This window comes from Burkholderia sp. AU39826 (assembly GCF_020419965.1).
Taxonomy (GTDB): Bacteria; Pseudomonadota; Gammaproteobacteria; order Burkholderiales; family Burkholderiaceae; genus Burkholderia; species Burkholderia semiarida.
The window spans coordinates 660,672-683,346 of sequence record NZ_JAIZQG010000002.1; the positions used below are offsets into that span (position 1 = coordinate 660,672).

Annotated in this window: 21 protein-coding genes and 1 pseudogene; 5 read left to right on the plus strand and 17 right to left on the minus strand. The window is 66.7% G+C overall.

The genetic code is table 11. The features are described from left to right. Window positions 1–384: 384 nt before the first annotated feature. The 6 genes and pseudogenes from LGM42_RS07910 to LGM42_RS07935 form a co-directional block, all read right to left on the minus strand. Window positions 385–1,595, minus strand: a pseudogene (locus tag LGM42_RS07910) (tyrosine-type recombinase/integrase). A 307-nt stretch (window positions 1,596–1,902) separates the two neighbouring features. After that, entirely contained in the window at window positions 1,903–3,522 is a 1,620-nt protein-coding gene (gene guaA / locus LGM42_RS07915; protein WP_059573715.1) for a glutamine-hydrolyzing GMP synthase, read from the minus strand. A 107-nt stretch (window positions 3,523–3,629) separates the two neighbouring features. Then, on the minus strand, window positions 3,630–4,247 hold the full coding sequence (locus LGM42_RS07920) for a hypothetical protein (RefSeq protein ID WP_226231955.1): 618 nt from the start codon (window positions 4,245–4,247) through the stop codon (window positions 3,630–3,632). Between the two features lie 6 nt (window positions 4,248–4,253). Next, on the minus strand, window positions 4,254–5,714 hold the full coding sequence (gene guaB / locus LGM42_RS07925) for an IMP dehydrogenase (protein WP_034207642.1): 1,461 nt from the start codon (window positions 5,712–5,714) through the stop codon (window positions 4,254–4,256). Between the two features lie 281 nt (window positions 5,715–5,995). Beyond that, window positions 5,996–6,805: a DUF2182 domain-containing protein gene (locus LGM42_RS07930; RefSeq protein WP_226231956.1), complete on the minus strand. Its 810-nt coding sequence runs from the start codon at window positions 6,803–6,805 to the stop codon at window positions 5,996–5,998. A gap of 28 nt (window positions 6,806–6,833) precedes the next feature. After that, window positions 6,834–7,598 (minus strand): DUF899 domain-containing protein, encoded by a 765-nt coding sequence (locus LGM42_RS07935; protein ID WP_059573712.1) that lies wholly within the window; start codon window positions 7,596–7,598, stop codon window positions 6,834–6,836. 113 nt (window positions 7,599–7,711) lie between these two features. Here LGM42_RS07935 and LGM42_RS07940 point away from each other — a divergent pair, with 113 nt between their 5' ends. The 3 genes from LGM42_RS07940 to LGM42_RS07950 all read left to right on the plus strand — a co-directional run bounded on the left by LGM42_RS07940 (window position 7,712) and on the right by LGM42_RS07950 (window position 10,737). Further along, window positions 7,712–8,932 carry a helix-turn-helix domain-containing protein gene (locus LGM42_RS07940; RefSeq protein ID WP_226231957.1) on the plus strand — a complete coding sequence of 407 codons (1,221 nt, stop codon included), beginning with the start codon at window positions 7,712–7,714 and terminating at the stop codon, window positions 8,930–8,932. A 31-nt stretch (window positions 8,933–8,963) separates the two neighbouring features. Next, window positions 8,964–9,650 carry a glutaminyl-peptide cyclotransferase gene (locus LGM42_RS07945; protein WP_059573731.1) on the plus strand — a complete coding sequence of 229 codons (687 nt, stop codon included), beginning with the start codon at window positions 8,964–8,966 and terminating at the stop codon, window positions 9,648–9,650. Window positions 9,651–9,771: 121 nt separating this feature from the next. Then, entirely contained in the window at window positions 9,772–10,737 is a 966-nt protein-coding gene (locus tag LGM42_RS07950; protein ID WP_226231958.1) for a DMT family transporter, read from the plus strand. Window positions 10,738–10,779: 42 nt separating this feature from the next. Here LGM42_RS07950 and LGM42_RS07955 read toward each other — a convergent pair whose 3' ends face one another. Together LGM42_RS07955 and LGM42_RS07960 are read right to left on the minus strand one after the other, a co-directional pair. Next, window positions 10,780–11,103 (minus strand): RnfH family protein, encoded by a 324-nt coding sequence (locus tag LGM42_RS07955; protein WP_050012887.1) that lies wholly within the window; start codon window positions 11,101–11,103, stop codon window positions 10,780–10,782. Between the two features lie 4 nt (window positions 11,104–11,107). Further along, complete coding sequence (locus LGM42_RS07960) at window positions 11,108–11,545, minus strand: type II toxin-antitoxin system RatA family toxin (RefSeq protein ID WP_006483809.1); 438 nt, start codon at window positions 11,543–11,545, stop codon at window positions 11,108–11,110. 99 nt (window positions 11,546–11,644) lie between these two features. On the opposite strand from LGM42_RS07960, the gene smpB reads away from it, so the two are divergent. Continuing rightward, window positions 11,645–12,091, plus strand: a complete 447-nt coding sequence (smpB, locus tag LGM42_RS07965) for an SsrA-binding protein SmpB (protein WP_006478511.1) — start codon at window positions 11,645–11,647, stop codon at window positions 12,089–12,091. Between the two features lie 137 nt (window positions 12,092–12,228). Here smpB and LGM42_RS07970 read toward each other — a convergent pair whose 3' ends face one another. From LGM42_RS07970 to ppsA, 3 genes are all read right to left on the minus strand, one after another. Further along, the gene (locus LGM42_RS07970) at window positions 12,229–13,164 is read right to left on the minus strand and encodes an SPFH domain-containing protein (protein ID WP_226231959.1); all 936 of its coding nucleotides are present in this window, start codon (window positions 13,162–13,164) and stop codon (window positions 12,229–12,231) included. A 33-nt stretch (window positions 13,165–13,197) separates the two neighbouring features. Then, entirely contained in the window at window positions 13,198–13,632 is a 435-nt protein-coding gene (locus LGM42_RS07975) for an NfeD family protein (RefSeq protein WP_060316775.1), read from the minus strand. Window positions 13,633–13,841: 209 nt separating this feature from the next. Then, window positions 13,842–16,241, minus strand: a complete 2,400-nt coding sequence (ppsA, locus tag LGM42_RS07980) for a phosphoenolpyruvate synthase (RefSeq protein ID WP_059573707.1) — start codon at window positions 16,239–16,241, stop codon at window positions 13,842–13,844. A gap of 375 nt (window positions 16,242–16,616) precedes the next feature. On the opposite strand from ppsA, the gene LGM42_RS07985 reads away from it, so the two are divergent. After that, window positions 16,617–17,432: a pyruvate, water dikinase regulatory protein gene (locus tag LGM42_RS07985; RefSeq protein ID WP_011549549.1), complete on the plus strand. Its 816-nt coding sequence runs from the start codon at window positions 16,617–16,619 to the stop codon at window positions 17,430–17,432. Window positions 17,433–17,535: 103 nt separating this feature from the next. Here LGM42_RS07985 and LGM42_RS07990 read toward each other — a convergent pair whose 3' ends face one another. The 6 genes from LGM42_RS07990 to lpxD all read right to left on the minus strand — a co-directional run bounded on the left by LGM42_RS07990 (window position 17,536) and on the right by lpxD (window position 22,661). After that, window positions 17,536–18,318 (minus strand): TrmH family RNA methyltransferase, encoded by a 783-nt coding sequence (locus tag LGM42_RS07990; protein ID WP_226231960.1) that lies wholly within the window; start codon window positions 18,316–18,318, stop codon window positions 17,536–17,538. Further along, window positions 18,315–18,959 (minus strand): ribonuclease HII, encoded by a 645-nt coding sequence (gene rnhB, locus LGM42_RS07995; protein WP_060316782.1) that lies wholly within the window; start codon window positions 18,957–18,959, stop codon window positions 18,315–18,317. Before rnhB ends, LGM42_RS07990 begins: the two co-directional genes overlap by 4 nt. Beyond that, entirely contained in the window at window positions 18,956–20,125 is a 1,170-nt protein-coding gene (gene lpxB / locus LGM42_RS08000) for a lipid-A-disaccharide synthase (RefSeq protein WP_059573704.1), read from the minus strand. Before lpxB ends, rnhB begins: the two co-directional genes overlap by 4 nt. A gap of 3 nt (window positions 20,126–20,128) precedes the next feature. Next, complete coding sequence (gene lpxA, locus LGM42_RS08005; protein ID WP_059573703.1) at window positions 20,129–20,917, minus strand: acyl-ACP--UDP-N-acetylglucosamine O-acyltransferase; 789 nt, start codon at window positions 20,915–20,917, stop codon at window positions 20,129–20,131. Between the two features lie 67 nt (window positions 20,918–20,984). Beyond that, window positions 20,985–21,452 (minus strand): 3-hydroxyacyl-ACP dehydratase FabZ, encoded by a 468-nt coding sequence (fabZ, locus tag LGM42_RS08010; protein WP_006402657.1) that lies wholly within the window; start codon window positions 21,450–21,452, stop codon window positions 20,985–20,987. A 129-nt stretch (window positions 21,453–21,581) separates the two neighbouring features. Further along, window positions 21,582–22,661 (minus strand): UDP-3-O-(3-hydroxymyristoyl)glucosamine N-acyltransferase, encoded by a 1,080-nt coding sequence (gene lpxD / locus LGM42_RS08015; protein ID WP_060966269.1) that lies wholly within the window; start codon window positions 22,659–22,661, stop codon window positions 21,582–21,584. Window positions 22,662–22,675: the final 14 nt, after the last annotated feature.

A 22,675-nucleotide genomic window follows, 5' to 3' on the forward strand; every position in this document is an offset into this window, starting at 1 on the left:
GCGTCTCCCATGTCGCGGAGTAGGGTGCCATCCCCCACTGGCTTTATTCCGCGAGCCGAGGCCGGGCTGCGGGAACCCTAGGCGCACCCGATAGTGAGGCGAACGACTCGAACACGGCCGGAAGCAATCAGATCGTGGCTCACGCGTGGATTTCCGCAAAGGCCGATCACTTGCCAGTCGAGACACTGCGCGAATGGCCGTTCCAGTTCGCAATCTGCGATAGCCCTCGGCATTGAACTGAAAGGCAGCAATGGGTTAGCTTCGGCCGACCGCATCAGGCAGCAGTCGATCACCGCCATTGGCGACGAGTGGTCGTATTGTCCGAGACCTAAGCTGACGTTGACTGACCGGTCAGGTCTCGGCCTATACATCTAACCGCAGATTTCAACTGGCTAGCTCCTTTGGCTGCTTTAGCGTCCATTCGTCGATCATGTCCGCCCAATCCTGCAACATCTCCGTGCGCTGCTCTCGATACTCAGCCTTGTTGTAGGCAGCCCTGACTCCCCTCTGTTCGTGCGCCAAGCACTTTTCAATCCAGTCCGTGTTGTAGCCGGCCTCATGCAGCAGCGTGCTGGCCGTTCGCCGCAAGTCATGTGGCCCGAACTTGGCGAGCGACTTCCCCTCCTTCTGCGCCAGCCGGTATGTCAGCGTCAGCACTTGGTTGAGCGTGGCGCTGCTCATGGGCGAGTCCGAGTCATACCGCGACGGCAGCACGTAGTCCGATCCACCAGCAAAGGTTTTGAGGGCAATGAAGATATCCAGCGCCTGCCGGGACAGGAACACCAGATGCGGATTGCGTCGCTTCATTCGCTCCTTCGGAATCGTCCAAAGCGCGTCACTGAAACTGATCTCGTTCCAGGTCGCGTTGGTCAGCTCGCTCTTGCGCACCATCGTCAGCAGCAACAGCTTGGCGGCGGCCCGGATGGATGGTCTCGTGCCGATGCGCTCCATGTACTGGTACATCAATCCGATTTCTTCGGGCGTCAGCGCACGATCACGCGGCTCAAACTTGGCGATGGATGTTGGGCGCACCAGTTCTGCGGGGTTCTCGACCTTCTGCCCGCGCTCGACAGCCCTGCGAAAGACCTGCAATACCACCTCGCGAGCATGCACTGCGGTTGCCGGAGCACCGCGCTCCACGATGGCGTCCGTTAACATCCGCAGGTCTTCATGCGTAATCTCCGCCAACTTCTGGCTACCAATTTGGGCTTCAGCTCGCGCTCGTAGACTGAACGCCGCATGTCCCGCGTGGAGTCAGCCATCTGGTACCCACGCAGCCATTTTTCCGCCCAGGCGTCGAAAGTCTCCGCATCCTTGATGCGGGCCTTGTCCCGCGCCTTCTCCTTGGCCGGCGACTTTCCGGCCGCAATTATCTTCTTGGCCTCACCAAGACGCTCGCGCGCCTCCGAAAGGGTAATGCCCTCGACTCCGTACCGGCCAAACGTGATGGTCTCCTGCCAGCCGTGGATCGAATAGTTATAACGAAACGAGATAGCCCCGGCAGCCGTGACGGCAACATAGAGGCCATCGCGGTCGTTCACCTTGTGCAGCTTGTCCTTCGGTTTGAGGTTGCGCAGCTTGGTATCGGTCAGCATGATCGATGTTCAGATTCGGTTCAAATACCATGATCTGAGGACCGTCCAATTCCGGATGAAAAACACGAAAAATCAATGTGTTACCCATAACCAATACCATGATGCGCCGCAAGGCAGGCGCATGGTATCGACAGCACGTCATGGCATCACGCAGAAACGATACCATCGTTCATACCATAAGGAAAACGTGCTTGAGGGTGCCGGAAGATACCAGCCATTACCAGACAGGAATACAAAAAAGCCCGCAAAATCGCGGGCTTAGGTGTGTTTTACTGCCAGCAGATGCCGGCCGATGCCGGACGCCGAATCACTCCCACTCGATCGTCGCCGGCGGCTTCCCCGAGATGTCGTACACGACCCGGTTGATCCCGCGCACTTCATTGATGATCCGGTTCGACGCACGGCCGAGCAGCGCATACGGCAGATGCGCCCAATGCGCGGTCATGAAGTCGGTCGTCTGCACGGCCCGCAACGACGTCACATAGTCATACGTCCGCCCATCGCCCATCACGCCGACCGACTTCACCGGCAGGAACACCGCGAACGCCTGGCTCGTCAGGTCGTACCAGCTCTTGCCGACGTCGGCGTCGCCGCACAGGCCGGCCGCCGCATCCTGCGCGGTCGCGACCGTGCCGCGCAGTTCCTCGATGAAGATCGCGTCCGCGCGGCGCAGCAGATCCGCGTACTCGCGCTTCACTTCGCCGAGAATCCGCACGCCGAGGCCCGGGCCCGGGAACGGATGGCGGTACACCATCTCCGGCGGCAGGCCGAGCGCGACGCCCAGCTCGCGCACTTCGTCCTTGAACAGGTCGCGCAGCGGTTCGAGCAGCTTCAGGCCGAGCGTTTCCGGCAGGCCGCCGACGTTGTGGTGGCTCTTGATCGTCGTCGCCTTCTTCGTCTTCGTGCCACCCGATTCGACCACGTCCGGGTAGATCGTGCCCTGCGCGAGCCACTTCGCCTTCGACAGCTTCTTCGCTTCCGCCTGGAACACCTCGACGAACTCGCGGCCGATGATCTTGCGCTTCGCTTCCGGATCGGTCACGCCGGCCAGATGGCCGAGGAACTGGTCAGACGCGTCGACGTGCACGACCTTCGCATGCAGGCGGCCCTCGAACATGTCGAGCACCATCTTGCCTTCGTTCAGGCGCAGCAGGCCGTGGTCGACGAACACGCACGTCAGTTGATCGCCGATCGCACGATGGATCAGCGCGGCCGCGACGCTCGAATCGACGCCGCCCGACAGGCCGAGAATCACTTCCTCGTCACCGACCTGCTCGCGGATCTTCGCGACGGCTTCCTCGATGTGGTTCTTCATGATCCAGTCGGGCTTCGCGCCGGCGATCTGCAGCACGAAGCGTTCGATGATCTGCCGGCCCTTCACCGTGTGCGTGACTTCCGGGTGGAACTGAACCGCGTAGTAGCCGCGCGCCTCGTCGGCCATGCCGGCGATCGGGCAGCTCGGCGTCGACGCCATCAGCGCGAAGCCCGGCGGCAGCTCGGCCACCTTGTCGCCGTGGCTCATCCAGACCTTCAGCATCCCGTGGCCTTCGGCCGTCGTGAAATCCTCGATGCCGTCGAGCAGGCGCGTATGGCCGTGCGCACGCATTTCCGCGTAGCCGAATTCGCGATGGTCGCTCCACTCGACCTTGCCGCCCAGCTGCACGGCCATCGTCTGCATCCCGTAGCAGATGCCGAGCACCGGCACGCCGAGATCCCACACGGCCTGCGGCGCACGCAGCTGGTGGTCTTCATACGTGCTCGCGTGGCTGCCCGACAGGATCACCGCCTTCGGCGCGAACTCGCGGACGAAGTCGTCGGACACGTCGTTCGGGTGAATTTCGCAGTAGACGTGCGCTTCGCGCACGCGGCGCGCGATCAGTTGGGTGACTTGCGAACCGAAGTCGAGAATCAGGATTTTGTCGTGCATGGCTGCGGACGGGATGAAGAGAATAAGAAAAGCAGCGCATCGAGCGCTGCGTCAAAAGCATGGACAGCGGCGTCGGGCGGCAGGCGGCTCGCGCGACGCATCGCCGGTCAATCCTGCGACGGCGGGCGCGCGTCGAACGCGACGCTGCCTGACGCACGGTCGGATGTTGCCGACGGGGTAGCCGCGGCCGGCGCCGCAGGCGCCGCAGGCGCCACCGGACGGCTGACGACCGGCTCGACTCGCGGCTGCGCCACGGAGGCCGGCGCCGGTTCGACCGGACGCTTCGCATCGCGGCCCTCGAGCGCCTGCGCCTTGCCGGCCCTTTCGCGCCGGCGCACGGCCGATGCGAGCCGCACGCCGCCGAGGCCGAGCACGATCAGCGCGACGCCGGCCACGGCCGACAGCACCCGGCCGGCGGCCGAGAGCGCCGGCCCGCTGCCGGTGCCGATCGACCACACGACCGTCAGCACGCCGGTCAGCCAGTACACGTGGCCGACCGGGCGCGCGACGGGCGCCGTGAGATCGCCGTTGAACGCCGCATGAAACGCGAGCCACGCGAGCCCGAGCAGCGCGATGCCGAACGCCTGGCCCAGCATCGCGGGCTGGATGTTCGCTAGTTGCAGCGCGTTGAACAGCGCCTGCCAGGGCGTCAGCACGAACAGCGCGCCGAACGCCAGCAGCAGCACGGCATCGACGATCAGCACGGCTCGCAGCAGCGGTTTCATCGGCGATCAGTCCACGTGGTAGTTCGGTGCTTCCTTCGTGATCTGCACGTCGTGCACGTGCGACTCGCGCATGCCCGCCGCGGTGATCTGGACGAATTCCGCCTTCTCGTGCAGCTCGTCGATCGTGCGGCAGCCGCAGTAGCCCATGCTCGCGCGCACGCCGCCGACCAGCTGGAACAGGATCGCGTTGACCGAACCCTTGTACGCGACGCGGCCTTCGATGCCTTCCGGCACGAGCTTGTCGATGTTCGCCGAGTTGTCCTGGAAGTAGCGGTCAGCCGCGCCGTCCTTCATCGCACCGACCGAACCCATGCCGCGGTACGACTTGTACTGGCGGCCCTGGTACAGGAACACGTCGCCCGGCGCCTCTTCGGTGCCCGCGAACATGCTGCCCATCATCACCGCGTTCGCGCCGGCCGCGAGCGCCTTCGACACGTCGCCCGAGAAGCGCACGCCGCCGTCGGCGATGCACGGCACGCCGGTGCCCTTCAGCGCCTCCGCGACGTTCGCGATCGCGCTGATCTGCGGCACGCCGACGCCCGCGACGATGCGCGTCGTGCAGATCGAGCCCGGGCCGATACCGACCTTGACCGCGTCCGCGCCGTATTCGACGAGCGCCTTCGCGGCGGCGGCCGTCGCGATGTTGCCGCCGATCACCTCGACGTGCGGGAAGTTCTGCTTGACCCAGCGCACGCGCTCGAGCACGCCCTTGCTGTGGCCGTGCGCGGTATCGACGACGATCACGTCGACGCCGGCCTGCACCAGCAGCTCGACACGCTCTTCGTTGTCCGGGCCGACGCCGACCGCCGCGCCTGCGCGCAGCTTGCCGTGTTCGTCCTTGCACGCGTCTGGGTGCTCGGTCTGCTTCGTGATGTCCTTGACGGTCATCAGGCCGCGCAGCTCGAACGCGTCGTTGACGACCAGCACGCGCTCGAGGCGGTGGCTGTGCATCAGCGCCTTCGCTTCGGCGAGCGGCGTGCCTTCCTTGACCGTGACGAGGCGCTCACGCGGCGTCATGATCGACTTGACCGGCTCGTCGAGGCGCGTTTCGAAACGCAGGTCGCGGTTCGTGACGATGCCGACGAGCTGCGGGCCTTCGACGACCGGGAAGCCCGAGATGCCATGCTGGCGCGACAGCGCGATCACGTCTCGCACCTTCATTTGCGGCGGCACCGTGATCGGGTCGCGGACGACGCCCGACTCGAAACGCTTGACCTTCGCGACTTCGCGGGCCTGCTCGGCCGGCGTGAGGTTCTTGTGGACGATACCGACGCCCCCCTGCTGCGCCATCGCGATCGCGAGGCGACCTTCGGTGACCGTGTCCATCGCGGCGGACACGAGCGGCATGTTCAGGGAGATGTTGCGGGTCAGCTTGGTCTTGAGGCTGGTGTCGCGCGGGAGAACGTCGGAGAAGGCGGGAACGAGGAGCACGTCATCGAAAGTGAGTGCTTTTTGGATCAGACGCATGGCAAATCCTATGGGCGCAAAAGCGAATTATACGCGAAGCGCCGTGATTTTTCACAACACGAACAACGGCTTAGCCGGTTTCGGCGGTTCGGGGGCCGAATCGTTCGGATCGCCGTTCGGTTCGTTTTCGATCGACTTTCGTTTCACCGCTGCGTCGAGCCATTCGCGCAGCCGGCGGCCGGACGCACGTGCGCGTGTCGCGGCGAGGCGACACGGGCGCGACGGCGGCGGCCGCGCACGGCCCGGCGACCCGCACGCCGAAGCGGCTTGCCTGCCCGACCTCACACCAGACCGGCCGCACGGGCGATCATCGCGATGCCGCCCGCCACCGTCCCGCAACCGACGATCCGCCACACGCGCCAGCCGGCAGGCGCAACGCGTTCGACGGCGATCGCGACCGTCACGGCGGCCATCACGCGCAGGTCCATCATGCCGGCCGCCAGCGCGACCGCCATCAGATTCCCGCAACATGCGCCGCATCGGATCGCGGCGTGCACGCCGTACCGCCATGCCGTGACGCCCGCTGCCCGTGGCCGATGCACGTCGTGCGCCGTCGGGTGCCGGCAGCACGCGAGCCGCCGCGCCTTCCACCCGGTGAATTGCAACGTGCCCGCGGCCAGCACGACGGCGCCGGCCACGAACGGCATCGCCCCGACGAGCGCCGGCAGACGGGCAGCGGCCGCCGTCAGCGCAGCGCCGGCCGGCAACACGAGCGCCCCGAGCGCCATCCAGACCGAGAAATATCCCGCCCCCGCGACGACGACGAGCCAGGCCGACCGCGCCGCCGCCTGCGGGCCGATGCGCCACCGGAAATGCCAGAGCTGCGGCGCGAGCACCGGCAGCATCATCGTCACCGTCATCGCGCCCCACATTCCGGCGAACGCCGCGAATGCGCGGCCGGCGCCCTGGCCGCACGGCCGCAGCCAGGCGGCCGAGGCCATCCAGCCGCCGGGCATCGGTTCGCCGCCCATCGCGGCCATCGACGCATGCTGCGCGAGCGTCGCCACCGCGGCGAGCGCGAACACGGCGGTGGCCGCCACGCCGAATGCCCGAGGATCGGGGGCCGCCTCGCCGGTTGCCGTTCGCGTCATCGCGCGCTCCCGCCCGTGGCCGGCCCGCTCAGCCACGCGCGTATTCGTCGTGACGGCGCCACCACGGGCCGGCCTCGTTGCGTCCGCGCGGCGCGCGATCGAGCCACTGGTACATCCCCCACAATCCGTCGAGGCCGCGCGCGTAGGTCGAATACGTGTGATAGACGGCGCCGTCCTCGCGCACGAACGCGCTCATTCCCGGCCGATCGAGCGCATACGTGACCGGATCGGTGCCGCACGTGGCCGCGAACTGCACGACGGGCGCCGGCGGCGGATCCATGTCCATCGCGTGTCCAGCCTTCGCATAGTTGTATTCGACGTCGCCAGCGCGCTGCTGCGCTTCGGTGAACGACACGTTGAAGTCGAAGTTGAAATCGCTGCCGACCGACGACGCCCACGGGAACGTCCACCCCATCCGCTGCCGGTACGCGAGCAGTTTCGCGAGCGGCGCGCGCGACACGGCCGCGAGCGTCACGTCGTGATGCGCCAGATGCACGGCAAAGCCGTCGAAGCCATCGGCGAGCGCGGAGCACGACGGGCAGCCGGCCTTGTAGTCGGGGCCGAACATGAAGTGATAGACGAGCAGTTGCGAACGGCCGCCAAACAGGTCGTCGAGCGTCGCCTGCCCTGCTTCGGTGTCGAACCGGTAGGTCTTGTCGACGCGCACCCACGGCAGCGCCTGGCGCTGCCGCGCGAGTTCGTCGCTGTGCCGCGTCAGCGCCTTTTCCGCGTCGAGCAGCGCGCGGCGCGCGGCCAGCCATTCGTCGCGGGTGCCGGTGAGATGGGTCGTCATGGTGGGGTCCTCCTTCCGATGGGTTTCCGGGCGCGGCGTACGGGCCGTGTGCGTGGTGCTAGATTAGTGGCGGGCATCGGACCGAAGGGAGTGACAAGTGTGTCGGGATTCGAATGGATTCGCTGATCACGGCGGCCGCGCACGCGCTCGCGGCCGGTGACGCGCTCGGCGCGCTGAACCGCGTCGCGCTGCGCGACGATGCGCCGGCGCTCGCGCTGCGCGGGATCGCGCTGGCGCAGCTCGGCGATTTCGAACGGGCACGGTCGCTCGTGCGCGGCGCCGCACGCGCATTCGGCGCGAAGGAAGCGGTCGCACGGGCACGCTGCGTCGTCGCGGAAGCGGAAATCGCGCTCGCGTCGCGCGACCTGCGTTGGCCGACGCGCGCGCTCGACGCGGCCTGCGCGACGCTCGACGCGCATGGCGACCGTGCGAACGCCGCGCATGGCCGCTATCTCGGCGTACGACGCTTGCTGCTGATCGGCCATCTCGACGAGGCCGAGCGGCTGCTCGCGCATCTCGACCCCGCGCCGCTGCCGCCCGCGTCGCGCGCCGCCCATGAATTGATCGCGGCCGGCATCGCGATGCGCCGCATCCGCACGCACGCGGCCCGCGCGGCGCTCGACCGCGCACGGACAGCCGCCCGCGCCGCCGGCATCGCCGCGCTGGCGGCCGAGGTCGACACCGCGGCGCGCGTGCTCGACGCACCGGCCGCGCGGCTCATCGCGCGCGGCACGTCGCGGCTCGTGCCGCTCGACGAAGTCGAGACGCTGTTCGAGTCGAATGCGCTCGTCGTCGACGCGTGCCGCCACACGGTGCGCGATGCGCGCACGACCGTGTCGCTCGCGCGACGCCCGGTGCTGTTCGTGCTCGCCCGTGCGCTCGGCGAAGCCTGGCCGGCCGACGTGTCGAGAAACGCGCTCGTCTACGCCGCGTTCCGCGCGAAACACGCCGACGAATCGCATCGCGCGCGGCTACGTGTCGAGATCGGCCGGCTACGCGCGGTGCTGCGCCCGCTCGCGAACGTCGTCGCGACACCGCGCGGCTTCGCGCTCGAACCGCTCGGCGTGCGCGAAACCGTCGTCCTCGCGCGGCCGGTCGACGATCGGCACGCGGCCGTGCTCGCGCTGCTCGCCGACGGCGAAGCGTGGTCGAGCTCCGCGCTGGCGCTCGCGCTCGGCGCGAGCCAGCGCACCGTGCAGCGCGCGCTCGATGCGCTCGCGCAAACCGGCAAGGTGCAGACACTCGGCCGCGGACGCGCGCGCCGCTGGCTCACGCCGCCGCTGCCCGGATTCGCGACGACCTTGTTACTCCCGCTTGCGCTGCCGGGCGATTAGGATGGCCTCATCGAACGACGAGGTGACGAACATGAAGCGCTCCACCGCAGACATCCTTCACGAGTACGGCCCGTTTCCGGGCGTCGACGGCGTGCACGGCGTCACGTTCGACGGGCGGCACGTGTGGTACGCGTCCGGCGACAAGCTGAATGCGCTCGACCCCGAGCGCGGCACGATCGTCCGCTCGCTCGACGTCGCCGCGCACGCGGGCACGGCGTTCGACGGCCGCCACCTGTTCCAGATCGTCGAGGACCGCATCGAGAAGATCGACCCCGAATCGGGCCGCGTGCTCGCGACGATTCCGGCGCCCGGCGGCGGCGCCGATTCGGGGCTCGCGTGGGCGGAAGGCACGCTGTGGGTCGGCCAGTACCGCGAGCGCAAGATTCATCAGGTGGATCCGCAATCGGGCGCCGTGCTGCGCACGATCGAGTCGAACCGCTTCGTCACCGGCGTGACGTGGGTCGACGGCGAGCTGTGGCACGGCACGTGGGAAGCCGACCGCAGCGACCTGCGGCGCATCGATCCCCGCACGGGCGAAGTGCTCGAGCAGGTCGACATGCCGCCCGGCGTCGGCGTGTCGGGCCTCGAATCCGATGGCCGCGACCGCTTCTACTGCGGCGGCGGCAACAGCGGCAAGCTGCGTGCCGTGCGCCGCCCGACGCGCACAGATGCTGCCGGCGACGGCACGCGGCCAACCCCCGATTCGGCGGACGAATGATTCGCCGCCCGCCGAAGCCGCGTGACGGCCGCAGCCGGCCGCGAGTGCAGGAATGAACAAGACGCCGCCGCGCCGGCATCGCTAAGATGCGCGCACCTCAGTCATTCGTTCGGAGCGGTCGATGCAGCGCGGCGTGGTGTACGGTGTCCTGGCAGGCGCCCTGTGGGGCATGGTGTTTCTCGTTCCGCGGCTGCTGACCGATTTCTCGCCGCTGCTGCTGAGCGCCGGCCGCTACACGATGTACGGCCTCGTGTCGCTCGCGGCCGCGCTGCCGGCCGCCCGCTCGCTGCTCGATCGGCTGACCCGCGCGGACCTCGTCGCACTGGTGAGGCTCGCCGTCATCGGCAACGTCGCGTATTACATGCTGCTGTCCGGCGCCGTGCACCTGATCGGCATAGCGCCCAGTTCGCTGATCGTCGGCGTGCTGCCGGTGACCGTCACGCTCGCGGGCCTCGGCGACCACGGCGCGATGCCGCTGCGGCGGCTCGCCGTCCCGCTCGCGCTGGTGATCGCGGGCATCGTCTGCATCAACGTCGATCTGTTTACGTCCGAAGCCGCGCACGCGACGACGCTCGCCCAGAAGCTCGCGGGTATCGCCTGCGCGGCTGGCGCGCTCGCGAGCTGGACCTGGTATGCGGTGGCGAACACACGCTACCTGCAGCGCCATCACCGCTTCGGCGGCAACGAATGGTCGGTGCTGTGGGGTGTCGTGACGGGCCTGATCGGCGGGCTCTGCTGGCTGGCGATCCTCGCGCTGCCGGCCGGCACCGTGCAGGCGGCCGTGCCGGCATCGCGCTGGCAGTTGTTCTGGCTGCTGAACCTCGTGCTCGCGATCGGCGCGTCGTGGCTCGGCAACGGGCTGTGGAATGCCGCGTCGAAGCGGCTGCCGCTCACGCTGTCGGGCCAGTTGATCGTGTTCGAAACCGTGTTCGCGATGCTGTATGCGTTCGTGTACGACCAGCGGATGCCGCGCGCACTCGAGATCGCCGCGCTCGTGCTGCTGCTCGCGGGCGTATACGGCTCGGTGCGACGGCACGGCGACACGCCGGGCGGCGCGCCCGCAAACGCAAACGCCGCGGCCCACTGAGCGCCGCGGCGTTTGATCGGACCAACCTGAGCGCACGACGCGTCAGCGCGCGTCCTTGTGCATCCACTTGCGGCCCTCGATCGAGCCGTCGCGGCGGGATTTGTCGACACGCCGCTGGCGTGCGAGCTTCGGATCGACGATCAGCGGACGATAGATCTCGACGCGGTCGTGATCGACGAGCGGCGCATCGAGCGGCGCGAGCTTGCCGTAGACGCCCGTCTTCGCGTGCGCGAGATCGATCTCCGGGTGCAGTGCGAGCACACCGCTCGCGTCGATGGCCGAGCGCACGGTCGCCCCTTCGGGCAGCGACAGCGGAATCAGCGTCTGGCGGTCCGGCAATGCGTAGCAGACTTCGATCGACAGCATCGCGTCACCCCTTTCCGTACCGCTGGTCCGCGCGCTTCACGAACGAATCGACGAACGTGTTCGCGATGTGGCTGAACACCGGCCCGATGATCTTCTCGAGCAGGATGCTCGAAAACTCGTAGTGCAGCGCGAATTCGATCTTGCACGCATCGGCGCGCAGCGGGATGAAGCGCCACGAACCCGTGAACTTCTTGAACGGCCCGTCCGCGAACTCCATGTCGATGCGGGTCGGGCGCTGCTGCGTGTTGCGCGTCGCGAAATGCTGCTTGATGCCCTTGAAGTTGATGTCGATGCGCGCTTCCATTCCGCTCTCGTCCTGACGGCGAATCTCGACACCGCCGCACCAGGGCAGGAAATTGGGGTAGTCGGCCACGTCGGTGACGAGGTCGAACATCTGTTCCGCCGAATGGCGAATCAATACGGTTTTCTGGACATCTGCCATAAATCGCGCGGCATCGCTGAAAGTGGAAACGCCAAGCCGGGCAATTGCCGCCCCGCTTTGCTAAAATCGTGATTTTAAACGAGTTGGCCCAATCCTTTCATGAGCATCATCGACAACAGGAAAGCGCACTTCGATTATCACATCGAGGAACGCTACGAAGCGGGGCTCGTGCTGGAGGGCTGGGAAGTCAAGGCGCTGCGCGCCGGACGCGGCCAGATCAAGGAAGGCTACGTCGTGGTGAAGAACGCCGAGATCTTTCTGATCGGGACCCATATCAGTCCGCTGCCCGAGGCTTCGACGCACATCAAGCCCGACCCGGTTCGCACGCGCAAGCTGCTGCTGCACCGCGAGGAAATCAAGAAACTGATCGGCAAGGTCGAGCAGCGCGGCTACACGCTCGTGCCGCTGAACTTCCACTACAAGGGCGGCCGCGTGAAGTGCGACATCGCACTCGCGAAAGGCAAGAAGCTGCACGACAAGCGCGAAACCGAGAAGAAGCGCGACTGGGAACGCGAGAAGGCACGCATCATGCGCGCCGGCACCTGACGCACACGGCATTCATCGCAAACGACACGGCCCGCTCGAAGCGGGCCGTGTTGCTTTGGACGCCGTGAATCGCGCCTGCCGGTCGCGCGGCTGCGCGACGATGCGCACGCGGCAGCCGCGCGCGCATCGATATCGGCTCAGCCCTTCGCGCCGGACGCCGCCCCCGCGCTCTTGACGATCGTCAGCGCCGACGAAATCGCGGTGCCGAGATCCGACAGGTTCGACGGCACGATCAGCGTGTTGCCCTGCTTCGCGAGATTCGCGAACGCGCCGACATACTGCTCGGCGACCTTCAGGTTCACGGCATCCATCCCGCCTTGCGACTGGATCGCGCTCGCGATCTTCTGGATCGCCTGCGCGTTCGCCTCGGCCACCGCCAGAATCGCGGCGGCTTCGCCCTGCGCCTGGTTGATCGCGGCCTGCCGCTCACCTTCGGACTTCTGGATCGCCGCTTCGCGCGCACCCGACGCGAGGTTGATCTGTTCCTGCTTGCGGCCTTCGGAGGCGGCGATCAGCGCGCGCTTTTCGCGCTCGGCGGTGATCTGCGCCTGCATCGCATGCAGGATTTCCTTCGGCGGCGTCAGGTCCTTGATCTCGTAGCGCAGCACCTTCACGCCCCAGTTCGCCGCGGCCTGATCGAGCGCCGACACGATGTTGTGGTTGATGAAATCGCGTTCCTCGAACGTCTTGTCGAGTTCGAGCTTGCCGACCACCGAGCGCAGCGTGGTTTGCGCGAGCTGCGTGATCGCCAGCACGAAGTTGCTCGACCCGTACGACGCCTTCATCGGATCGGTCACCTGGAAGTACAGCACGCCGTCCACCTGCAACTGCGTGTTGTCGCGCGTGATACAGACCTGGCTGGGCACGTCGAGCGGAATTTCCTTCAGCACGTGCCGGTACGCGATCCGATCGACGAACGGCAGCACGATATTGAGACCAGGCGACAGCGTCGCGTGATAGCGCCCGAAGCGCTCGAGCACCCATGCATGCTGCTGCGGCACGATCTTCACCGTCTTCGACACGATCACGACCGCGATGACGAGCAGGACAACCCAGATGATCAGCGAATCCATGAAATATTCCCTCCTTGTTGTATTGGCGGACGATCAGCCCGCGGGTTTCGCCACGACCACGAGACAATTGCCGCGCACGGCGCTCACCTGGTACACGTGCGCATCGTCGCGCTCGCCGTGCGCGAGCTCGACGTCCCAGTCGGCGCCGCGATACTGCACGCGCGCGCGGCCGTCACGCCACGCGTCGACCGTGACGGTCGAGCCGATATCGAGATTGACGTCGGGATTCGCCGACGTGTCGCGCTTCTGCTTGCGGCCGAGCCCCGACCGGCGCAGCACGATCATCGCGACGATCGCCACCGCGGCCGCCGCGCCGAACTGCACGTGCGGCGCGAAACCGGCCAGTTGCAGCAAGCCGCCCGCGAGAAAGCCGAGTGCGATCATCAACAGATAGAACGTGCCCGTCAGCAACTCGGCGACGACCAGCACGCCCACCGCGACCCACCAGAACAGATGCCCCGACATCATTGTGGTCTCCCGAAAAACGCCCCCGATGCTCACTATATTCGCCGCGCTCGCAACTGGGCGAAGCGGCCGGCGCTCCAGGGGCAGCCGGCGCGTACCGACGAAAAAAAACACCCCGGTGCTTACCGGGGTGTTTATAGCATGAACCTTGCATTTTGCCTTCAACGAAAACGCGGTGGACCGCCCTTTCGCCGAAGTCGCATGACGGATCGTTACTTCCGGTTGGCGAGCGCCTGCCACGTATCGATGATCGTGTCCGGGTTCAGCGAGATCGACGCGATGCCTTCGTCGGTCAGCCATTGCGCGAAATCCGGGTGATCGGACGGGCCCTGGCCGCAGATACCGACGTACTTGCCCATCTTGCGGCAGGTATCGATCGCACGCTTCAGCAGGAACTTGACGGCCGGGTCGCGTTCGTCGAAGTCGACTGCGAGCAGTTCCATGCCCGAATCGCGGTCGAGGCCGAGCGTGAGCTGCGTGAGGTCGTTCGAGCCGATCGAGAAACCGTCGAAGTGTTCCAGGAACTCTTCGGCGAGGATCGCGTTGGTCGGGACTTCGCACATCATCACGAGGCGCAGGCCGTTTTCGCCGCGCTTCAGGCCGAACTTCTCGAGCAGGCCGACGACGCGCTCCGCCTGCTTCACGGTCCGCACGAACGGCACCATGATCTCGACGTTGGTCAGGCCCATCTCGTCACGCACGCGCTTCAGTGCACGGCATTCCATCTCGAACGCCTGCGCGAAGTCGTCGGCGATGTAGCGCGACGCGCCGCGGAAGCCCAGCATCGGGTTTTCCTCGTCCGGCTCGTAGCGCGAACCGCCGATCAGCTTCTTGTACTCGTTCGACTTGAAGTCGGACAGACGCACGATCACGGGCTTCGGATAGAACGCCGCCGCGATCGTCGCGACGCCTTCCGTCAGCTTGTCGACGTAGAACTGACGCGGCGACGCGTGGCCGCGCGCGACGCTCTCGACCGCCTTCTTCAGGTCCTGGTCGATGTTCGGGTACTCGAGAATCGCCTTCGGGTGCACGCCGATGTTGTTGTTGATGATGAACTCGAGACGCGCGAGGCCAACACCACCGTTCGGCAGTTGCGAGAAGTCGAACGCGAGCTGCGGATTGCCGACGTTCATCATGATCTTGACCGGGATTTCCGGCAGTTCGCCGCGCTGCACTTCCGTGACTTCCGTCTCGAGCAGCCCGTCGTAGATCTTGCCTTCGTCGCCTTCCGCGCACGACACGGTGACGAGCGCGCCGTCCTTCAGGATGTCGGTCGCATCGCCGCAGCCGACCACCGCCGGCACGCCGAGCTCACGCGCGATGATCGCCGCGTGGCAGGTGCGGCCGCCGCGGTTCGTGACGATCGCCGCCGCGCGCTTCATCACCGGCTCCCAGTTCGGGTCGGTCATGTCGGCCACCAGCACGTCGCCCGGCTGCACGCGTTCCATTTCCGACGGATCCTGGATCACGCGCACGGGGCCCGCACCGATCTTCTGGCCGATCGCACGGCCCGTCGCGAGCACCTGCGACTGACCCTTCAGCTTGAAGCGCTGCTCGGCCTTGCCGGATGCCTGGCTCTTCACCGTTTCCGGGCGTGCCTGCAGGATGAAGATCTTGCCGTCGCGGCCGTCCTTGCCCCACTCGATGTCCATCGGACGCTGGTAGTGCTTCTCGATGATGACCGCGTACTTCGCGAGCTCGATCACGTCTTCGTCGGTGATCGAGTAGCGGTTGCGCTGCTCGTGCGGCACGTCGACCGTCTTCACGCGGCCCGGCTCGCCCGGCTGCGTGAATTCCATCTTGATCAGCTTCGAGCCGATCGAGCGGCGGATGATCGGATACTTGTCCTGCGCGAGCGTCGTCTTGAACACGTAGAACTCGTCCGGGTTCACCGCGCCCTGCACGACGGTTTCGCCCAGGCCATAGCTCGACGTGATGAACACGGCGTCCTTGAAGCCCGATTCGGTATCGATCGTGAACATCACGCCGGCGGCGCCGACGTCCGAGCGGACCATGCGCTGCACGCCGGCCGACAGCGCGACTTCGGCGTGCGTGAAGCCCTTGTGCACGCGGTACGAGATCGCGCGGTCGTTGTACAGCGACGCGAACACGTGCTTCATGCGGTCGAGCACGTCGTCGATGCCGACGACGTTCAGATACGACTCCTGCTGGCCCGCGAACGATGCGTCGGGCAGGTCTTCCGCGGTCGCCGACGAGCGCACGGCGAACGACAGCTCGCTCGGCGAGCCGTTCTTCAGCACTTCGAACTGCGCGCGGATTTCCTGCTCGAGGCGCGGCTGCAGCGGCGCGTCGACGATCCACTTGCGGATTTCGGCACCGGCTTCGGCGAGCGCCTTCACGTCGTCGATGTCGAGCGACTCGAGACGCTTGGCGATGCGATCAGTGAGGTCGTTGTGCTTGAGGAAATCGCGGAATGCGAGCGCGGTCGTGGCGAAACCGGTGGGTACGCGAACGCCTGCTTCGGAAAGCTGGCTGATCATCTCGCCGAGCGACGCATTCTTGCCGCCCACAATTTCCACATCGGTCATCCGCAACTGCTCGAACGGAATTACATACGCCTGGTCCTTTGCGACGTTTGCTGCGTTAGTCATACAAGCCCCTAAGTGTGAAAAAAATGCTCGATCGCGCAAGTGGGCTCGAACGCGGGCGCTTGCAAAAAGGCGCGGCGCGTCTTGCGCAACCTGTTAGATAAGCATTCGCAGCGGCGAAAATGTTCAGACCCGATTTGCAAAAATCCCGGCAGAAGGGCGATATTTTCAGACAAATCGCCAGACTTGCCGGGAATTCTGGAATCGTGCGGCCCAGCTAGGGGCCGCCGTTCGCGCCCCGCCCCGCAATTGCTTATCCAACAGGTTGCCGCTATTCTACCGTGCCGGCTGCCGGATGTGGCGCGACCTTGTCACTGCGTGTGGAGGCGAACCTCCAGCGGTCCGCGCAACCGCCCTTCACGCTCGACGTCCAGATTCATGCTGCCTACCGTATTCATCGTCTCCGACGGCACCGGGATCACTGCCGAAACCTTCGCGCACTCGATCCTCTCCCAGTTCGACCAGAAATTCCGTCTCGTGCGCGTGCCGTTCGTCGACTCGCTCGACAAGGCCTACGCGACCGTCGAGAAGATCAACGAGGCCGCCGTGCACGACGGCCGTCGCGCGATCGTGTTCACGACGCTCGTGGACAGCGAGTCGAACGACATCGTCAAACGCTCGAACGCGCTCGTGCTCGACATGTTCCAGCGCTTCGTCGAACCGCTCGAGCAGGAACTGGAGCTCAAGTCGAGCCACGCGATGGGCCGCGGCCACCAGAACGCGGACACCGAGGAATACAAGACGCGGATCGAGGCGATCAACTTCTCGCTCGCGCACGACGACGGCCAGTCGAACCGCAACCTGTCGGAGGCCGACGTGATCCTGGTCGGCGTGTCGCGCAGCGGCAAGACGCCGACGAGCCTGTATCTCGCGATGCAGTACGGCGTGAAGGCCGCCAACTATCCGCTGATTCCGGAGGATTTCGAACGCGGCAAGCTGCCGTCGGCGCTGGCGCCGTACAGCGAGAAGCTGTTCGGGCTGTCGATCGACCCGCAGCGCCTGTCGGAGATCCGCAACGAACGCCGGCCCGGCAGCAAGTACGCGGCGCCCGAGAACTGCCGCTACGAGATCAACGAGGCCGAGGCGATGATGCGCCGCGAAGGGATCAAGTGGCTGTCGTCGACGCACAAGTCGATCGAGGAAATCGCGACGACGATCCTGCAGGAAATCCGCCTCGACCGGCAGTCGTACTGAGCGCGGATGCGCGGGCGGCTGTCCAGCCGCCGCCGAAAGCAACAAGGCCGCGTCGAACGCGGCCTTGTTTCGTTTTACGGTAATCAATTGCGCGCGTGCGGCGTCACGCGGGCCGCTGCTGCCGCACCTGCTCGAACAGGCACACCGCGGCGGCGGCGGCGACGTTCAGCGACTCCATCCCACCCGGCTGCGGAATCGTCACACGATGCGTGGCCGCGTCGCGCCAGAATGCCGACACGCCGGCGCCTTCATTGCCGAACACCCATGCGACGGGCCCCGACAGATCGCAGTCGTAGACCGCCCGCGCGCCGTGCGAATCGGTCAGCGCGACCGGTACGTCGAGGCGTTCGGCAAGCGCCGCGGCTTCGACGTCCTCATGGATCGACAACAGGAAATGCGCGCCCATGCCCGAGCGCAGCACCTTCGACGACCACGCATAGGCCGTCCCCGGCGCGCAGAACACGTGACGCACGCCGGCCGCCGCCGCGCTGCGCAGGATCGAGCCGACGTTGCCGGCATCCTGCACGCCGTCGAGCACGATCGACGTATGCGTCACGCGCGCGGGCAGCGGGTGCGCCGGCCGGTCGACCAGCAGCAGGAAGCCGACGCCGTTGACGACGTTCGACAACTGCCCGAACAGCGCGTGCGGCAGCGAGACGACCCGCTGCGCGTCGATGCGCGCGACGATCGCCTGCGCCTCCGCGTGGCCGAGCGCGCCTTCGGTCGTGACGCACAGCTCCGGCGTCGCGCCCGTATCGAGGTACGCGCTCGCGAGATGGAAACCTTCGAGCAGCGCCTGGCCGCTGCGGCGCTGCTGGGGTGTCGAACCCGCGAGCGCCTTCAGGCGCTTGTACAGCGGGTTGTCGCGGGAAGTGATGCTTTTCATCGAATCAGATCGAGCGCCGCACGAACCGGCGCGAACGAGCGCCGGTGCGCTTCGCACGGGCCGTGCTCGCGCAGTGCGGCAAGATGTTTCGCGGTGCCGTAGCCCGCATGCACGTTGAAGCCGTACACCGGGAAGCGTTCGTGCAGGTCGACCAGCATGCGATCGCGCGTGACCTTCGCGAGGATCGACGCGGCCGAGATGCTCGGCACGAGCGCGTCGCCGCTGACGATCGCCTCGGCGCGCACGCTCAGCGTCGGGCAGCGGTTGCCGTCGATCTGCGCAAGCGTCGGCAGCACCGACAGGCCTTCGACGGCCCGCTTCATCGCGAGCATCGTCGCGTGCAGGATGTTCAGCGTATCGATCTCGTCGACACTCGCCGACGCGACGCAATACGCGTGCGAACGCGCGACGATCAGCTCGTACAGCATGTCGCGCTTCTTCGCGGAAAGCGCTTTCGAATCGTCGAGCCCGTCGATCGGCCGAGCCGGATCGAGGATCACCGCGGCGGCCACCACCGGCCCTGCGAGCGGGCCGCGGCCGGCTTCGTCGACGCCGCAGACGATCTCGTCCGGGCGGCTGAAATCGAAACCGCCCTGCACGTCGGCCGACGCATTGCGACGTGGCGCACGGACTGCGGTCATGCGCGCCCCTTGCGTTGTTCGAGCACGCGCACGACGGCCTCGGCCGCCTTCGCGGCCGTGTTCTGCCGCAGCGAAAGATGCATTTCAGTGAACACTTCGGTCAGCGTGCGGCGGTTCGCGTCGTCGCGCAATTGCGTGAGCGTCGCATCGGCGAGCGCCTCGGGCGTCGCGAAATGCTGCAGCAGCTCCGGCACGACGAAGCGCCCCGCCAGGATGTTCGGCAGGCCGACATACGGCAGGTAGCCCTGCCGGCGCATGATCTGCCCGGTCAGCCAGGGCACCTTGTACGAGATCACCATCGGCTTTTTCAGCAGCGCGGCTTCCAGCGTGACGGTGCCGCTCTTCACGAGGATCGCGTCGGCGGCCGTCATCGCGACCTGCGAACGGCCGTCGGTGATCGTCAACGCGAGCTGCGGATGCGCGTCGACGAGCGGCTGCAGCAGTTCGCGCAGCGCGGGCGTCGCGGCCGGCATCACGAATCGCACGCCCGGCTCGCGCTGCTGCATCAGCGCCATCGCCGCGAAGAACGTCGGGCCGATCAGCGCGATCTCCGAGCGCCGGCTGCCCGGCAGCACCGCGATCACGGGGCCGTCGGCCGGCAGGCCGAGCGCAATGCGCGCGCCGTGCGTATCGGGTTCGAGCGGGATTTCGTCGGCGAGCGGATGACCGACGTAGGTCGATGCGACGCCGGCCTTGTCGAGGATCGCCGGTTCGAACGGGAACAGGCACAGCATGTGGTCGACGGATTTCGCGATCTTCTTGATCCGGCCGCCGCGCCACGCCCAGATCGACGGGCACACGAAGTGGATCGACGGGATGCCCGCGTCGCGCGCGGCCTGTTCGACGTTGAAGTTGAAATCGGGCGCGTCGACGCCGATGAACGCGTCCGGCCGCTCGGCGAGCAGTTGGCGCTTCAGTTCGCCGCGAATCCGCAGGATCTCGGGAATCTGGCCCAGCGCCTCGACATAGCCGCGCACGGTCAGCTTGTCCATCTGCCAGTGCGAGTCGAAGCCCTGCGCGATCATGCGCGGCCCGCCGATCCCGTAATACTGGGCCGATTCGGGCAGCCGCTCGCGCAGGCCGCCGAGCAGCGAGGCCGCGAGCAGGTCGCCCGACGGTTCGCCGGCCACCATCGCGAGCCGGAGCTGGTTGGTCGGAAGCGGCATCGCTTAGCGGATGATGCCGCGTTGCGACGCGTCGATGAACTCGACGAGCGCCTTCACCGGTGCATCGCCGTCGCCGCCCGCTTCCGCGAGCTCGCGCAGTTGCACCTTCGCTTCCTCGAGCGACAGGCTGTTCTTGTACAGCACGCGGTACGCGCTGCGCAGCGCCGAGATCGCGTCGGCCGAGAAGCCGCGCCGGCGCAGCCCTTCGACGTTGATCCCGTGCGGCTCGGCCTTGTTGCCCGCCGCGATCACGAACGGCGGGATGTCCTGCACGAGCGCCGACGCGCCGCCCAGCATCGAATGCGCGCCGATGCGCACGAACTGGTGCACGCCCGACATGCCGCCGATGATCGCAAAGTCGCCGATCTCGACGTGGCCGGCCATCTGCGCGTTGCTCGACAGGATCACGTTGTTGCCGACCCGGCAGTCGTGGCCGATGTGCACGTAGGCCATGATCCAGTTGTCGTCGCCGAGCGTCGTCACGCCGACGTCCTGCACGGTGCCCGTGTGGATCGTCGTGAATTCGCGGATCGTGTTGCGGTTGCCGATCACGAGCTTCGTCGGCTCGTCCTTGTACTTCATGTCCTGCGGACGCCCGCCGACCGACGCGTAATGGCCGATGCGGTTGTCCTCGCCGAGCGTCGTATGGCCTTCGATCACGCTGTGCGAGCCGATCGTCGTGCGCGCGCCGATCGTGACGTGCGGGCCGACGATCGCGTACGGGCCGATCTCGACCGATTCGTCGATCTGCGCGCCCGGCTCGACGATCGCGGTAGGATGAATCCTGGTCATGCGCCGTTGCCTCTCGATATCATGTGTCGCGTTGCTCGCGTTATGTTGCCCATGCGTGCCGCGTCGCTCAGGGCGCCGCGTCGGCCGTCTTGACCGTGCACATCAGCTCGGCTTCCGCCGCGACCTTGCCGTCCACCTCCGCCACCGCCTTGAACTTCCAGATGCCGCGGATGTAGCGCTCGAACGTCACGTTCAGGATCAGCTGGTCGCCCGGTTCGACCACGCGCTTGAAGCGCGCGCCGTCGATCCCGACGAAGTAATACAGCGTGTTCTCCGGATCCTTCGGCTGCTCTTCCGAGAACGTCAGCAGCGCCGCGGCCTGCGCGAGCGCCTCGAGGATCAGCACGCCCGGCATCACCGGCCGCTTCGGGAAATGCCCCTGGAAGAAGGGCTCGTTGATCGACACGTTCTTCAGCGCTTTGATCCCTTTGTGCGGTTCGAGTTCGAGCACGCGGTCGACGAGCAGAATCGGGTAGCGATGCGGCAGCAGCGTGAGGATCTTGTGGATGTCGAGATTGATTTTTTCAGTGCTCATGATGGTTCGTCTCACGCAGAGGCTGCGCGGTGGTGATGCAAAGGCTGAAGCGGGCCGCCGCGCGGCCCAGTCTGACGAACCGGGCCGGTTGCGCTGGCCGTGCCCGGTTCATGGTCTCGCATGATGCGCTCAGGCGTGGGTGCCGCCCTGGGCGGCGAGCGCGGCTTCGAGCGCCTTGATGCGCTCGCGCAGCTTGTCGAGGTTGCGCACGAGCGCGGCGCTCTTGTTCCACTCGCCGTGGTCGACGGCCGGGAACGCGCTGGTATAGATGCCGGCCTTCGGCAGCGACTTCGATACGCCCGACTTCGCGGTGATGATGACATAGTCGCCGAGCGTCACGTGGCCGGCGATCCCGGCCGCGCCGCCGATCATGCAATGGCGGCCGATCGTCGTGCTGCCCGCGATGCCGGCGCTGCCGGCGATCACTGTGTACGCGCCGATCCGGCAGTTGTGGCCGATCTGGACCTGGTTGTCGATCTTCACGCATTCCTCGATGACGGTATCCGCCATCGCACCGCGGTCGATCGTCGTGTTCGCGCCGATTTCGACGTCCGGGCCGATCGTCACGCCGCCGACCTGCGGAATCTTGACCCAGCTGCCGGTGCGCGCGTCGCCGTCGCCGACGAAATCCGGCGCGAAGCCGAAGCCGTCGGAGCCGATCACGGCACCCGCATGGACGATCGCGCGCGGGCCGATCTTGCAGCCGTGGTACACCGATGCGTTCGGATAGAAGTGCGAGCCGGCGCCGATCGTCGTACCGCGGCCGACGAATACGTTCGCGTCGAGCTGCACGCCGTCTTCGATCACCGCGCCGGCCTCGACCGTCACGTGCGGGCCGATCACCGCGGTCGCGGCGACCTTCGCGGCCGGATCGATCGTCGCGCTCGGATGCACGCCGGCCGCGCGCGGCGGCGTGGCGAGATCGATGAACATCTGCGCGACGCGCGCGAAGTACGCGTACGGATTCGGCGTCACGATGAAGTTGCGACCCTTCGCGGCCGCGCCCAGCTTTTCCAGATCCTTCGGCGCGATCAGCACCGCGCCGGCGCGGGTCGTCTCGACCTGCGACAGGTACTTCGGGTTCGCGAGGAACGCGAGCTGCTGAGGGCCTGCCTGGTCGAGCGGCGCGAGGCCGCCGACCGTGCACTGTGCGTCGCCGGCGATCTCGCCGCCGAACCGCTTTACGAGTGCCTCAAGCGTCAATGCCATTCGTCGTCTGCTCC